Source organism: Actinomadura coerulea (assembly GCF_014208105.1).
Classification (GTDB): Bacteria; Actinomycetota; Actinomycetes; order Streptosporangiales; family Streptosporangiaceae; genus Spirillospora; species Spirillospora coerulea.
In genome coordinates, this window is the sequence record NZ_JACHMQ010000001.1 from 6,317,156 (window position 1) to 6,328,240 (window position 11,085).

The following is an 11,085-nucleotide window of genomic DNA, read 5'->3' on the forward strand; positions in this document are numbered from 1 at the left end:
CGTGCCGGCGTTCTCGAAGCCCGGCTGGAAGGCGGGATCAGGCGGGACGTCGGACCGCGGTCGTGTCGCACGTCAGGGGCGAGCCGTTCGCCGACACCGGCTGGAGGTCGGGCACGCGGGCGCCGTCGTCGTCGACCAGGACGGAGTGCGCCTCGCCGGCCGTGAAGGCGTGGCGCTCGCCCCACTGCCGCAGCGTGACGATCACGGGGAAGAGGTCCTTGCCCGCGTCGGTGAGCGCGTAGAGGCGGCGCCTGCCCGAAGGGGCGTCGACCTGGGTGAGCAGGCCGTGGGCGGTGAGCTTGCGGAGCCGGTCGCTGAGGATGTTGCGGGCGATGCCGGTGCGCTGCTGGAAGTCGGTGAACGAGCGGGCGCCGTCCATCGCGTCGCGGATGATGAGCAGGCTCCAGCGGTCGCCGACCAGGTCGGCGGTGCGGGCGACCGGGCAGCCCGGGTCCGTCCACGCGGTGTTCTGCCCGCCGGTCTCGTCGCGCGCCATCACCCCTCCATCGAGTTGCGTAATGAAACCATTCTGACCTACGCTCCGTTGAGTTGCAAAATGAAACCAATGGAGGTGGGGCCGGTGCACTGGAGGACGAGGCTGCTGCTGGCGGCGGTGTGCGGGGTGGCGGTGGCGAGCGTCTACGCCGGGCAGCCGGTACTGGGCGTGATGGGAGGCGATCTGGGCGTTCCGGTCGACTCGCTCGGCTGGTTCGTGGCCGCCGGCCAGCTCGGCTATCTGGCCGGACTGGTGCTGCTGGTGCCGTTGGGCGACATGCTCGACCGCAGGCGGTTGATCGCCGCGCACCTCGCCCTGGTGGCCGCGGGGACGGCGGTCACCGCGGTCGCCCCCGGCGCCTGGGCGGCGTTCTCCGGCCTGGCCGCGGCGGGCGTGTTCGCGGTGGTGGTGCAGACCGCCGTCGCGTACACGGCGTCGATCTCCCCGCCCGCCGAACGCGGGCGCAACCTCGGCATCGTGACCTCGGGCGTGGTGATCGGCATCCTCGGCGCGCGGATCGTCGCGGGAGTTCTCGCGGACGTATGGGGATGGCGGAGCATCTACCTGGTCCTGGCGGCCCTCGCCGGGGTCCTCGCGCTGCTCAGCCTCACCTCGCTGCCCGCGGATGCCCGTACGGACACGGCACGGTACGGGCAGGTCCTCCGGTCCCTCGGCGGGCTCTTCGTCCAGCCGGTGTTCCTCGGCCGCGGGCTGATCGCGTTCTTCCTGTTCGCGTCGTTCGGCACTCTGTGGAGCGGCATGGCCCTGCCCCTGGCCGGGGAGCCGTGGCACCTCACCGAAGCGCAGATCGGGCTCTTCGGCGTCGCCGGGCTCGCCGGAGCCCTGGGCGCCGCCCGGTCCGGACGCTGGGGCGACGCCGGGCACGCGCGCCTGGTCACCGGGATCGCCCTCGCGCTGCTCGTCGCCTCCTGGGCCGCGATCGGGCAGCTCCCGTGGTCGCTGCCGCTGCTGGTCCTCGGTGTGGTCCTTCTCGACTTCGCCGTCCAGGCCGTGCACGTCAGCAACCAGCACACGCTCACGACCGCCTACCCCGACCGCACCAGCACGACCATCGGCGCCTACATGGTCTTCTACTCCCTCGGCTCGGCCCTGGGTGCGGCCGCGACCACGGCCCTGTTCGACGCCACCGGCTGGATCGGTCCAACCGTCCTCGGTACGACGCTCGCGCTCTGCGCCCTCGCCACCTGGGCCGTCACCCCCCGCGTGGCGGGACGCGCCGTCCGCCGTCCACGGCTCGCACAGGCGGAGAAGGTGTGAGCGCGTCCCCGGACGCCGTGTCCGGACGGCCGCGAGGCCGCCGAAGCGCTAGCGGCGGGCGTGGCGGATCTTCAGGCGGCCGAGGCCCATGGTGCCGGTGATCCGGATCTGGGGGCCGCCGGGCCCGGTGGGGCGGCGCGGCGTGTAGCGCGCGTCCTTCAGCCCGGTGTGCAGGCCCTCGATGTCGACGACCGCGTCGCGCGGCACGATGATCTTGGCCTGGCCGGTGCCGACCTGCAGTTCGATGTCGACGACCGGGTGCTCGATGATCGCTTTGGACAGGTCGAGCCGCACCCGTCCGAAGGCGGACTCGACCTTGAGGGAGCGCGGTACGCGCCAGGCGCCGCGGCGCTTGATCCGTCCGGTCGCGGCGCCGATCGTGGACGTGGGGCCGGTGTCCTCGTCCGGAAGCGCGGCCAGGGGCACCGCGAGGTCGCCGTGGGTCCTGGCGGTGAGGACCTGGTCCAGGCGCTCGTCCATCTCCTCGTGCGTGAGGTGCCCTGTGGCGTACGCGTCGCGCAGGCGCTGCGCGGCGGTGTCGCGGTCGTCGTCGCCTACGAGGCGTGCCAGATCGTCCGGACGGGGGGTCACGGCCCTCACTCTAGCGCCGTCCCCGCGCCGGAGACCTGACGGGCGGGGCCGCCCGCCGGGCGTCAGTGCGAGTAGGGCCCGGTGCGGGAGGTCAGGGCCCTGAGTGGCTTGCCGACGCCGAGGAACACGTGGCCCGTCATGCCGTTGATGACTCCGGCGGCGGAGGCGTACCAGGCGCAGACGGCGGTGAGGACGCCGAGGTAGCCGCCGATCTTGATCGTGGTCTCGCTGGTGGAGAAGTTCCCGATGAACAAGATGATCTCCGTGGCCTCCAGGGCGACGAACACCGCCAGGACGGCCTGGTTGACCTGGGTCGCCCAGAGCATCATGTAGGTGTTGAAGATCGCGAAAGCGAGGAAGATCCAGCCGAGGTCGTCGGCCTCCTGGGCGGGTGTCGCCTCACCGGCGAACAGGACGACGTACAGGCCCAGGCCGAGATAGAAGCCGCCGTAGGACGAGAAGGCCGTCGAGCAGAACACGTTGCGATTGCGGAACTCCCACATGCCGGCCAGGATCTGGACGAGGCCGCCGTAGGCGAGGGCGTAGCCCAGCCAGGCGTCGGTGCCGTCGGTCCACCCGGCGTTCTTGACGGACAGAAGGAACGTGGTCAGGGCGAAGGCCGCCAGTCCGAGCGGCGCCGGATCGGCGATCGCGGGCGGGGTCTGCGGGGCGGACTCTTGCTCGACGTGGGTCATGGTGCCTCCTCGCTGGAGTCCCATCGCCCGTCCCGGATGGGACCGTTATCTCTTCGGCCCTGTTTCGGATCATAACGTCGCCCGCACGTCAGGTCAGGTGCCCTTTCGCAGGGCAATTCTGACCTATCGGCATTAATCGCCGTCACCGGGCAGACGGGGGCGTTGTCGCGTCTCCTGAAATGGAAAGTACTTTGCTCGGTGCGAGAGGTCGGCGCGCCGAATGAGAATGGCCTCTTGATTTACCGGTCCGGAAAGCGGGCAAGCCTTGGTGAAGACGTTGCCGACTACTTGACGACGGCGGGGCTGAAGGTGGGCGGGTCGCCGAGGTGCCCGCGGTGGGACCGGGGGCTGCTTCCGTCGACGTCCACCACGCCCAGTTCTGCGCCGAGCTCGGCACCGATGTGGACCTGACCGCTCCAGCGCATGAACTCCGGGTGCCGGGCGAGCGCGTCGATCACCCGTCCGCTGAACTCGGGGGACTCCGCTCCCGCGGCGAACGACCTGTACCGATCGGGGACGCCCTCGAAGAGCGCTCTGTTCCGTTCGGTCTTCAGCAGACCCATCCACAGGGAGATGACGGCGACGTTGTAGGGCTCGAAGTCGACCGCCATGTCGTGCGCCATCTTGTCGACGGCGGCCTTTCCCGCACCGTAGGCCGGGCCGTGCATGTAGCAGCGTCCTCCGAAGGAGGAGGTGTTGACGACGAGGCCCGCCTGGTTTCCGACCAGCAGCGGGGCGGCGTGGTAAGCGGCCACGTAGGCGGAGCGCATCCCCACGTCGAACATGCTCTGGAGTGCCAGCGGCTTCTCCCAGAACGGCCCTTCGCGGGTGAGGCCGTCCGGGATCGTGAACGCGTTGTTGACGAGGATGTCGAGCCTGCCGTGCTCGCGCTCGACCCGCTCGAACAGGTCCGCGACCTGCGCGTCGTCGGAGTGGTCGCAGATCACGGGCACGCCCGTGCCGCCGCGGGCGCCGATCTCCTCGGCCGTGGCGAGGACCGTGCCGGGGAGGTCGGCGTCGCCCTCGGAACGGGTCCGGCCCGTCACGTACACCGTCGCACCGGTCGCGCCGAGGGCGAGCGCGATGCCCTTCCCGGCCCCGCGGCTGGCGCCGGTCACCACGACGACCCGGTCCTCGGTAGGGCTCACCTGTCGCTCCCCGCGAGGAATTCGAGCATCGCCGCCGTGGTCTCGGCGGGCCTCTCCATCTGCGTCATGTGGCCGGCCTGCTTGATCATCCGGACGCCGCGGACGTCGGCGTGGTGGTCGCCGAGCCTGCCCAAGGGATCGTCGCCGTGCCAGCCTTCGAGGTCGGCGTCCTGCTCGCTGCCGATGAAGTAGAACGGGACGGGGTTCTTCCGGCCGCCGTAGGACTTGCGGTACTCCCAGGAAAGGTCCATGGCCCGGTACCAGTTGAGCCCGCCGGTGAAGCCGCTGCGGCTGTAGGCGTCGACGTAGAACTCCAGCTCCGGCTCGGTCAGCCACGTCCACGGGAGGGGCGGAGTCTCGGGGAGGGCGTCGATATAGGACGTGCCGGGAGGTTGCCGCCAGACGTCGAGGTAGTGGTAGTCGCTGGAAAGCGCGTAGAAGACCTTGCGCAGGAACTCGCGGGGCGCGGCGGCGAGGTCGCGGTCGGCGACTCCCGGCTCGACGAAGTAGTGGATGTGGTTGAAGTGCCGCTCGGCCTGGCGGGCGGCGAGCGTCAGCGGAGACTCGCGGCTCGGGGTGAAGAACGGGTTCTCCAGGCCGATGATCGCGGCGACGCGGTCCGGATGGTGGTGGGCGAGGTCGTAGGCGGCGAAGAGGCCGAAGTCCAGGCCGCTGAAGACGGCCCTCTCCTCGCCGAGGTGGTCGAGGAGGCCGGTCAGGTCGCCGACGATCCGGTCGACGTCGTACTCGCGGTGGTCCCGGGGGCCGCTGGTGTGCCCCATGCCGCGCATGTCGGGCGCGACGACGCGGAACCCCGCGCCGGCGATCGGCCCGATCTGGTGGCGCCAGCTGAACCAGATGTGCGGGAAGCCGTGCAGGAGGACGACGAGCGGCCCCTCGCCCTGCTCCACGTAGTGGACGTCCAGGCCGTTGATTCGCGCGTACCGATGACTCCAGCCCGCCATGCCGCGGTTCCTTCGGTTCGGGGAGCCGACCTTCGGACTGTGCAGGAAGACGCCTCCGCAGGCACCGGGATGTCCCGCTCAGTGGGAACCGAGCGTGATGCGGACGATCGTCCCCTTGGACGGTTCGGACAGCAGTTCGGCCCGTCCGCCGTGGGCGGCGGCGATGGCGGCGACGATGGGAAGGCCCAGGCCGGTGCCGCCCTGCGTGCCCCGGTGGAAGCGTTCGAAGGCGCGGGCGGCGTCCTCCGGGGACATGCCCGGCCCCTCGTCCGCGACCTCGATCAAGCCCGGGGCCAGGCGGACGGTCGTGCGCGTTCCGGGGGGCGTGTGGGCCCGCACGTTGGCCAGGAGGTTCGCGAAGACCTGGCGGATGCGGGCCTCGTCGACGGTGGCGGTCAGAGTGTCGGGGGCGTCCAGCACGAGGGGACGGTCGGGGGCGGCCGCGGTCGCGTCGGCCACGGCGTCCCTGGCGAGGGCGACGAGGTCGGTGGGGACGGGGTGCAGCGACGCCTCGCGGTCGAGACGGGCGAGTTCGAGGAGGTCGGTGACGAGGCTGTTCATCCGGCGGGCCTCCTCCTCGATGCGGCGCATCGCGTCGGGCAGCTCGTCCGGGCCGAGCGCGCCGTGCCGGTAGAGCTCCGCGTAGCCCTGGATGGCCGTGAGCGGCGTGCGCAGCTCGTGGGACGCGTCGGCGGCGAACTCGCGGACGCGGGCCTCCGAGCGGCTGCGCGCCCAGAACGCCTGCTCGATCCGCTCCAGCATCACGTTGATGGCGGACGCGAGGCGGGCCGTCTCCGTGCGCCGCCCGGGGCCGGGCATGCGGGCGCGCAGGTCGCCGCCCGCGGTGATGGCGTGCGCCGTGGCGGCCATCCGGTCCAGCGGCAGCAGGCCGCGGCGGATGAGCCACCGGCCGAGCACGAGCAGGACGGCGAGCAGCAGGGCGGCCGTCGCGATCTCCGACAGCACGAGGTTGCGGACGGCCGCGTGGATCTCGGCGAGGGGGGACGCCACGACGACGACGCCCTTCCCCCAGGGACGCGCCACCGCGCGCAGCCCCGGGAGGGAGAACGGTTCGAGGCCGCGCGCGCGGGCGGCCAGCTCGTCGCGGCCCAGCCGCCGCACCTCGCGGACGGCCTGCTCGGGCGCGGGCGCGTCACCGCTGAGGACGCGGACCCGCCCCGCCGGGCCGACGGCCAGCACCACGAACTGCGCGGGGGCGGCGCCCTGCTCGGGCAGGCCGGGGCGCAGGAGGCGCGCCACGGCGCGGTCGCGGGTGGCCTGGAGCTGCCCGTCCACGCGGTGCATCAGGTACCCGTTCAGGACGAGCGCGCTGACCAGGCCCATGATCGCCAGACCGGCGGAGGTGACGGCGAGCAGGCCGGTGAGGAGCCGGGCGTTGAGCGTCATGGCCGCAGCGCGTAACCCACCCCGCGCTGGGTGTGGATGAGCGGGGTGCCGAGCGGGTCCAGCTTGCGGCGCAGGTAGCTGATGTAGGTCTCCACGACCTGCGGGTTGCCGTGGTCCCAGCCCCACACGCCGTCGAGGAGCTGGGCGCGCGAGAGCACCATGCCCGCGTTGCGCATCAGGTAGGCGAGCAGCCGGAACTCGGTCGGGGACAGCTCGACGGGGACGCCGCCGCGCCGCACCGTCCAGTGCGCCTCGTCGAGTTCGAGGTCGGCGACGCGCAGCACGGGCCCGGCGGAGGGCTCCGGTGGGGCCGCCCGGCGCAGGACGGCCCGCACCCGGGCGATCAGCGCCTCGATCGAGAAGGGCTTGGTGACATAGTCGTCACCGCCGAGCGTGAGGCCGGTGACGGTGTCGGACGGCGTGTCCCGCGCGGTCAGGAAGATCACCGGGACCTGGTCGCCGTCCGCGCGCAGCCGCCGGCACACCTCGAAGCCGTCCAGGTCGGGCAGCATGACGTCCAGCAGGACGAGGTCGGGCCGCGCCTCGCGGACGGCCCCGAGCGCCTCCTCGCCCGTGCCCGCGGTGGCGGTCGCGAAGCCGTGGAAGCGCAGCGCGACCTCGATGAGGTCACGGATGTTGGCCTCGTCGTCCACGACGAGGACCCGCCGGGTCTCGCTCATCGGCTCCCGCAGCTCGCTCCCTCGCCGGCCTCGCGCCCGCACATCGGACTCACCCGCCCGAAACTACCCGGCATGGTGGGCGCCGCTGGACTAGCGGTGGTGGGGGACGCGGATCAGGCGCGCGGTCCGGGTGCCGCCGGAGCGCTCTCCCGCGACGAGCACCTGGTCGCCGCCGGCCAGGCCCTTGAGGGACGACTTCTCGCCGTTCTTGCGCACGTGGGTCCTGCCGTCGGACGTCCACGTCCAGGAGACGCCGTCCTCGCTGCGGACGGTCACCCCGGTCGCCGAGACGGCGGTGATCTTGCCGCGCTGCCAGGTGGCGAGGTGGAACCCGTCCTTGCGCTTGACGGTGGCCTCGCCGTGCACGCCTTGCACACCGCGCAGCGCGCGCGCCCGGCGCAGCGGGTGCCCCTTGCCGGGGTGGCCCTGGCCCGCGTGCGCCGTGGGGGAGGGCGAGGGGGCGGGGTCGTCGGCGAAGGCGGGGACGGAGAAGGAGAGCCCGAGCCCGAGGAGCCCGGCGGCACCGGCCCCGGCCGCGATCGTCTTCCGGTTGTTTCGCATGCCGGAAATGTAAGCGGACGCGTCTGGCAGAAGCCCACGCGGAACCCTGGGAGAATCCTGAGAGTTCCCCGAAGCCCGCCCAGCCTCCCGAACAGCGCGAGGCCCTGGCCGCGAGACGCGCAGACAGGAGCCGGCAGCCCCGTGGCCTCGATCCGGGCCGTCACCAGGCGGTTCACGCCCGTCTTCCGAGCCAGGCCGCCTACTCTCAGCGGGCCGTCGAAGGCGACGCAGGCAAGGGCGAACGGCTACGAGCCACCACCATCAGGGACGCGGCACGCCACACCGGCACACCACACGTCCAGCCTGCGCCGGGTTCCGATCAGCTGGTGCCGGGATCGGTCCAGCTCGTGCTGCCTCAGGTCCAGCTCGTCCCGAACCCGGTCCAGTTGGTGTCTGGGGCGGTCGAGTGGGTCGCGGCGCGGGTCCAGCTCGTGCCGGGACCGGTCCAGCTCGGGCTCAGGCTGGCGACGATCTTGATCTTCGGTATCATATACAGATGGTAATCAATAACTAACACAGAGTAAAGAGCAGGCGGTGGGCCGATGGCGACACACCAGTGTGACCACGCGTACCGCCTGATGGCAGGCGAAGCGGGGGACGGACGCCGCTAGCCGGAAGATGGCGAGGGCGGCCGCACGCACGCCGCCGTCCAGCGCCGGCAGCGCGAACGGCGTGCACGTCCCGATGATGATCAGTCGGATGCCGGCGCGGCCAGGGTTTCGAGGACCTGGTCGCCGTACTTGGCGAGCTTGTTCTCGCCCACGCCGTTGACGCGGCCCAGTTCCGCCAGGGAGGTGGGGAGGGCGGTGGCGATCTCGCGCAGGGTCGCGTCGTGGAAGATCACGTAGGCGGGGACGCCCTGCTCCCTGGCCGTCGCGGCGCGCCAGGCGCGGAGGCGCTCGAAGAGCGGCATCGCCTCGGCGGGGAGCTCGACCTGGGCCTTGGCCGCCTTGGCGGTCTTCGCGGCCTTCGCGACGGGGCGTTCGGCCTCGCGGCGCATCATCACCTTGCGCTCGCCGCGCAGCACGCCGGCGCTCTCGTCGGTCAGGACGAGCGTGCCGTGGTTGCTCTCCACCGCGATCAGGCCCTGGGCGAGGAGCTGGCGGACGACGCCGCGCCACTCGGTGTCGCGCAGTTCGGTGCCGATGCCGAAGACCTTCAGCGAGTCGTGGTCGAACTGGATGACCTTCGCGTTCTTCTTGCCGAGGAGGATGTCGACGATGTGGCCGGCGCCGAACTTCTGGCGCCGCTCGCGGTCGAGCCGGACCACGGTCGACAGGACCTTCTGGGCGGGGACGGTCGCGTCCCAGGTCTCGGGCGGGGTGAGGCAGGTGTCGCAGTTGCCGCAGGGCTCGCCGGACTGGCCGAAGTAGTTCAGCAGCTGGACACGGCGGCACTCGACCGTCTCGCAGAGGGCGAGCATGGAGTCGAGGTGCAGGGCCTGGCGGCGGCGGTGCGCGGCGTCGCCCTCGCCGCCGTCGATCATCTTGCGGAGGTTGACGACGTCCTGGAGGCCGTAGGCGAGCCAGGCGGTGGACGGGAGGCCGTCGCGCCCGGCGCGGCCCGTCTCCTGGTAGTAGCCCTCGACGGACTTGGGCAGGTCGAGGTGCGCGACGAAGCGGACGTCGGGCTTGTCGATGCCCATGCCGAACGCGATGGTCGCGACCATGACGAGGCCCTCCTCGCGGAGGAAGCGCGCCTGGTTCGCCGCGCGGACCCCGGCGTCGAGGCCCGCGTGGTAGGGGAGGGCCTCGATGCCGTTCTCGGTCAGGAACGCCGCGTTCTTCTCGACCGAGTTGCGGGAGAGGCAGTAGACGATGCCCGCGTCGCCCTTGTGCTCGCTCTGGAGCAGCCGCAGCAGCTGGCGCTTGGCGTCGGTCTTCGGCTCGATCCGGTACTGGATGTTGGGACGGTCGAAGCTCGCCACGAAGTGGCGGGCCTGCTCGAGCTGGAGGCGGGACGCGATCTCGCCGCGGGTGGTCTCGGTGGCGGTCGCGGTCAGCGCGATGCGGGGGATCTCGGGCCAGCGTTCGTGCAGGCCGGACAGCGTCAGGTAGTCGGGACGGAAGTCGTGCCCCCACTGCGACACGCAGTGCGCCTCGTCGATCGCGAACAGGGAGACGTCGCCCCGGTCGAGCAGATCGACGGTCGCGGCGAGCTTCAGCCGCTCGGGCGCCAGGTAGAGCAGGTCGAGCTCGCCCGCGGTGAACTGGGCCTCGACCACCCGGCGCTCGTCGAAGTCCTGGGTGGAGTTGAGGAAGCCCGCGCGGACGCCGAGGGCGCGCAGCGCGTCCACCTGGTCCTGCATGAGGGCGATGAGGGGGGAGACGACGACGCCGGTGCCCTTCCGGACGAGCGCCGGGATCTGGTAGCACAGCGACTTGCCGCCGCCCGTCGGCATCAGGACGAGGGCGTCCCCGCCGGCGACCACGTGCTCGATGATCTCCCGCTGGCCGTCCCGGAACGCGTCGTAGCCGAACACGCGCCGCAGGGTCTCGAGGGTCTCCGGGGTCTCAGGGGAAGTCACCGGGCCATACTACGAACCGCCGCGGACACCCGTCCCCCGAACCTTCACCTGTGGAGAACCGCCTCCGCGAGCTCGGGGTCAGCTCGTCCAGACCGCCCGCGACGTGCGCGGCCGGCGACCCTGACCAGGATTTATCCGGCGAAATCGACATGATCCACTTCCGGTCTGGCATGGTGGGGGCCCTCCGTTCCCCCTCCGGAGTCACTGCAGAGGAGATCTGCCCATGGTGTTCCTCGGTTTTCTCCTGGTCGCGGCCGCCATCACGGTCGGCGCCGGTGTCGTCATGGACAACACCGGCCCGGCGGACCTCGTCGTCTTCGGCCAGGCCGTCCCGGGCCTGGAGAGCGAATGGCAGGTGTTCCTGTCCGGCGCGGGCGTGGCCCTCGTCTTCCTCGCCGGCATGGCGCTCGCCTTCAAGGGCGCCGGCCGCCGCATCCGCACTCGCCGCGACCTGCGGGACCTGCGCGAGGAGCACGAGGAGTCGCTGACCACGCTGGAGATGGAGAAGCGCCGGCTGGAGCGCGAACTGGCCCGCGTCCGGCAGAGCCCGCCCCGCCGGGACACCGCGCCCCGCGAGCCCGCCGCGCAGGGCGTCCGCGTGGCCGGCCGGACCCCCGGAGCCCGCTCGCAGGCCGCCGCCTCCTCGTTCTTCGACCGCACCGAGTAGGACGGCGCCGGACGGGTCATCCCCGGTGATGAGGGGAGCGTCCGCCCGGGTGGTCTCGCAGTGGGATGAC

At 71.9% G+C, this 11,085-nt stretch carries 12 protein-coding genes; 2 read left to right on the top strand and 10 right to left on the bottom strand.

What is annotated here, in order from left to right; all coding sequences use genetic code 11:
* Window positions 1-37 precede the first annotated feature (37 nt).
* Window positions 38-496, bottom strand: coding sequence for a winged helix-turn-helix transcriptional regulator (locus BKA00_RS29215; protein WP_185030375.1), 459 nt, complete (start codon window positions 494-496; stop codon window positions 38-40).
* A 69-nt stretch (window positions 497-565) separates the two neighbouring features.
* On the opposite strand from BKA00_RS29215, the gene BKA00_RS29220 reads away from it, so the two are divergent.
* The gene (locus BKA00_RS29220; RefSeq protein ID WP_185030378.1) at window positions 566-1,774 is read left to right on the top strand and encodes an MFS transporter; all 1,209 of its coding nucleotides are present in this window, start codon (window positions 566-568) and stop codon (window positions 1,772-1,774) included.
* Window positions 1,775-1,822: 48 nt separating this feature from the next.
* On the opposite strand, the gene BKA00_RS29225 is transcribed toward BKA00_RS29220, so the two are convergent.
* The 9 genes from BKA00_RS29225 to recQ all read right to left on the bottom strand — a co-directional run bounded on the left by BKA00_RS29225 (window position 1,823) and on the right by recQ (window position 10,348).
* Window positions 1,823-2,365, bottom strand: a complete 543-nt coding sequence (locus tag BKA00_RS29225; protein WP_185030381.1) for a DUF1707 SHOCT-like domain-containing protein — start codon at window positions 2,363-2,365, stop codon at window positions 1,823-1,825.
* Between the two features lie 62 nt (window positions 2,366-2,427).
* Window positions 2,428-3,060 (bottom strand): acetate uptake transporter, encoded by a 633-nt coding sequence (locus tag BKA00_RS29230; protein WP_185030383.1) that lies wholly within the window; start codon window positions 3,058-3,060, stop codon window positions 2,428-2,430.
* Between the two features lie 284 nt (window positions 3,061-3,344).
* Window positions 3,345-4,208 (bottom strand): SDR family NAD(P)-dependent oxidoreductase, encoded by an 864-nt coding sequence (locus BKA00_RS29235; RefSeq protein ID WP_185030385.1) that lies wholly within the window; start codon window positions 4,206-4,208, stop codon window positions 3,345-3,347.
* Window positions 4,205-5,173: an alpha/beta hydrolase gene (locus BKA00_RS29240; protein WP_185030388.1), complete on the bottom strand. Its 969-nt coding sequence runs from the start codon at window positions 5,171-5,173 to the stop codon at window positions 4,205-4,207. The genes BKA00_RS29235 and BKA00_RS29240 overlap by 4 nt, the downstream gene beginning before the upstream one ends.
* Window positions 5,174-5,251: 78 nt before the next feature.
* The gene (locus BKA00_RS29245; protein ID WP_185030391.1) at window positions 5,252-6,580 is read right to left on the bottom strand and encodes a sensor histidine kinase; all 1,329 of its coding nucleotides are present in this window, start codon (window positions 6,578-6,580) and stop codon (window positions 5,252-5,254) included.
* Window positions 6,577-7,260, bottom strand: a complete 684-nt coding sequence (locus tag BKA00_RS29250; protein WP_185030394.1) for a response regulator transcription factor — start codon at window positions 7,258-7,260, stop codon at window positions 6,577-6,579. Before BKA00_RS29250 ends, BKA00_RS29245 begins: the two co-directional genes overlap by 4 nt.
* Window positions 7,261-7,350: 90 nt before the next feature.
* A complete protein-coding gene (locus tag BKA00_RS29255) occupies window positions 7,351-7,821 on the bottom strand; it encodes a DUF5666 domain-containing protein (protein WP_185030398.1) in 471 nt (156 codons plus the stop codon).
* A 355-nt stretch (window positions 7,822-8,176) separates the two neighbouring features.
* Entirely contained in the window at window positions 8,177-8,311 is a 135-nt protein-coding gene (locus tag BKA00_RS40090; protein ID WP_268248205.1) for a hypothetical protein, read from the bottom strand.
* A 201-nt stretch (window positions 8,312-8,512) separates the two neighbouring features.
* Complete coding sequence (gene recQ, locus BKA00_RS29260; RefSeq protein ID WP_185030400.1) at window positions 8,513-10,348, bottom strand: DNA helicase RecQ; 1,836 nt, start codon at window positions 10,346-10,348, stop codon at window positions 8,513-8,515.
* Window positions 10,349-10,571: 223 nt separating this feature from the next.
* On the opposite strand from recQ, the gene BKA00_RS29265 reads away from it, so the two are divergent.
* Window positions 10,572-11,015 carry a hypothetical protein gene (locus BKA00_RS29265; protein WP_185030403.1) on the top strand — a complete coding sequence of 148 codons (444 nt, stop codon included), beginning with the start codon at window positions 10,572-10,574 and terminating at the stop codon, window positions 11,013-11,015.
* The last annotated feature ends 70 nt before the right edge of the window (window positions 11,016-11,085 follow it).

Excerpts from the sequence above, each read along its gene's own strand:
- BKA00_RS29215 (WP_185030375.1), bottom strand. The coding sequence starts at position 496 with ATGGCGCGCGACGAGACCGGCGGGCAGAACACCGCGTGGACGGACCCG.
- BKA00_RS29220 (WP_185030378.1), top strand. The coding sequence starts at position 566 with ATGGAGGTGGGGCCGGTGCACTGGAGGACGAGGCTGCTGCTGGCGGCG.
- BKA00_RS29230 (WP_185030383.1), bottom strand. The coding sequence starts at position 3,060 with ATGACCCACGTCGAGCAAGAGTCCGCCCCGCAGACCCCGCCCGCGATC.
- BKA00_RS29240 (WP_185030388.1), bottom strand. The coding sequence starts at position 5,173 with ATGGCGGGCTGGAGTCATCGGTACGCGCGAATCAACGGCCTGGACGTC.
- BKA00_RS29245 (WP_185030391.1), bottom strand. The coding sequence starts at position 6,580 with ATGACGCTCAACGCCCGGCTCCTCACCGGCCTGCTCGCCGTCACCTCC.
- BKA00_RS29250 (WP_185030394.1), bottom strand. The coding sequence starts at position 7,260 with ATGAGCGAGACCCGGCGGGTCCTCGTCGTGGACGACGAGGCCAACATC.
- BKA00_RS29255 (WP_185030398.1), bottom strand. The coding sequence starts at position 7,821 with ATGCGAAACAACCGGAAGACGATCGCGGCCGGGGCCGGTGCCGCCGGG.
- BKA00_RS40090 (WP_268248205.1), bottom strand. The coding sequence starts at position 8,311 with ATGATACCGAAGATCAAGATCGTCGCCAGCCTGAGCCCGAGCTGGACC.
- BKA00_RS29265 (WP_185030403.1), top strand. The coding sequence starts at position 10,572 with ATGGTGTTCCTCGGTTTTCTCCTGGTCGCGGCCGCCATCACGGTCGGC.